2 protein-coding genes are annotated in these 2,067 nt (G+C 57.3%); both read right to left on the bottom strand.

Annotated elements, in window-relative coordinates; all coding sequences use genetic code 11:
- Window positions 1-1,114: MFS transporter (locus J1C54_RS16185; RefSeq protein WP_229149962.1), on the bottom strand; the 1,114-nt coding region annotated here is incomplete at its 3' end.
- A gap of 18 nt (window positions 1,115-1,132) precedes the next feature.
- On the bottom strand, window positions 1,133-2,067 hold a 935-nt coding region (gene aroC, locus J1C54_RS16180; protein ID WP_229149960.1), incomplete at its 5' end, for a chorismate synthase.

Below are 2,067 nucleotides of genomic sequence, written 5' to 3'. Positions count from 1 at the left end.
TGGCCACCGCCGCCGCCAGCAGGAAGCTATCTGAGCCAAATGATGTCCACAGCATTCCCGACAGTCCGGCGCCAACGGCCCAGCCCGCTCCGAAGCCAAAACTGGAATACAGTGCCTGGCCCTGACCAGCATGACCTCCAGAGAAAGTACGATGCAACCAGGCCATGGCCGCCGCATGGAAACTACCAAAGGTGGCAGCATGAAGAAGTTGTCCCAAGGCCAGCCACGCCAAATTGTCGCCAACGCTGCCAATCAACAGCCAGCGCAGTGCGGCAAGCAACAAACTGACCGTGACAATCACCTTCAAAGGCACCCGTACCAGCAGCCAGTGCATAATCAGAAACAGCCCCACCTCAGCAATCACACCCAGTGCCCAGAGCGACCCGGCAACAGTGCGGCTAATGCCCATATCCACCAAATGAATGGTATAGAAGGTGTAATAGGGGCCGTGGGACAACTGCATCAAAAAGGCACAGGCAAAAAATGCTGGCACACCGGGCTGACGTAGCACCGCCAGCAGTTTGCCCTCACGGACTCGCTGCAACGGCGCCGAGCCGGCGGGCAAAAACAATGTGCACAGCCAGATCAGCCATAGCCCACCGCATAACAGCCACGGCAGCAATGATACCGACAGCAAGTCAAGCAGGACTCCGACCACCAGCACCGCAGCAATAAAGCCCACCGACCCCCATAGCCGTACCTGGCTATAGCGATGACTACGCTCACCCAGAGTATCGAGAGTGATCACCTCGAACTGCGCCAGCACGGCATTCCAGAAAAAGCTGAAGCCGGCCAGTACGATCACCATCGACCAGAAGCCGTCGGCGACAAACACACCGGTAAAAATGATCGCAGCGAGCAGATTGCCCGCGCGGATAATACGCAATCGCTGGCCAGTGCGATCCGCCAGCCAGCCCCATAGATTTGGTGCGCCCAGCTTGGTGATTTGCGGTATAGCCATCAGCAGGCCGATCTGCGCAGCAGCAAAACCCCGCGTCTGCAGATACAGGCCCCAGTAAGGCACCAGCATGCCTAGCAGGGCAAAATAGAAAAGGTAAAAGGAAGACAGTCGCCAGTAATAAGGAATGGGCGACTGGCGAGAGTCAGCGATCACGCAAGGTACTCCGGCAGGTTAATCCCTGCCGGCAGGAATTGGTGAGAGCGAGGAAACCACATCACCACATTGGCCACGGTTGCGCAGGTAATGATCCATCAACACCAGCGCCAGCATGGCCTCGGCAATGGGCGTGGCACGCACGCCAACGCAGGGGTCATGACGCCCCTTTGTGATGACCTCAACCGGATTGCCGTCGATATCCACCGAGCGCCCGGGAATAAGCACACTGGAAGTGGGCTTCAATGCCATCGAGACACGTACAGTCTGGCCAGAGCTGATGCCGCCAAGCACACCACCAGCGTGATTGCTCAGAAAGCCCTCAGGAGTAATCTCGTCGCGGTGAACTTCGCCGCGCTGCTCAACCACAGCAAAGCCGTCCCCCACTTCCACCGCCTTGACCGCATTGATACTCATCATTGCCTTGGCCAAGTCCGCATCCAGACGGTCAAATACCGGCTCACCCCAGCCCGGCGGCACACCCTCGGCATATACGTTAATGCGCGCACCAATCGATGAACCGTCCTTACGCAATGCATTAATCAACTCTTCCAGCGCCACCACCTTGCTGGCATCCGGGAAGAAAAACGGATTGTCGTTAACCACTGACCAATCGAAGGTCTCTGCCTTGATCGCGCCAATCTGTACCGCACCACCATAAATACGCACGCCAAGATGCTGGTGTAAAAACTTGCGGGCAATGGCTCCCGCAGCAACACGCATGGCCGTCTCTCTGGCCGAAGATCGACCACCACCGCGGTAATCACGGATGCCGTACTTTTGCGCATAGGTGTAATCCGCATGGGCCGGTCGAAAGGTACGCGCTATCTCGCCGTAGTCCTTGGATTTTTGATCCGTGTTTTCAATCAGCAGGCCAATAGGACAACCTGTGGTTTTGCCCTCAAACACCCCGGACAGAATTCTGACCTGATCCGGCTCCCGTCGCTGGGTGG

It is taken from the genome of Alcanivorax sp. 1008 (assembly GCF_020667895.1).
In the GTDB taxonomy this organism is placed as follows: Bacteria; Pseudomonadota; Gammaproteobacteria; order Pseudomonadales; family Alcanivoracaceae; genus PGZG01.
The sequence above is the reverse complement of the archived record's forward strand: the minus strand, read 5'-3'. Positions and strand labels throughout refer to the sequence as shown.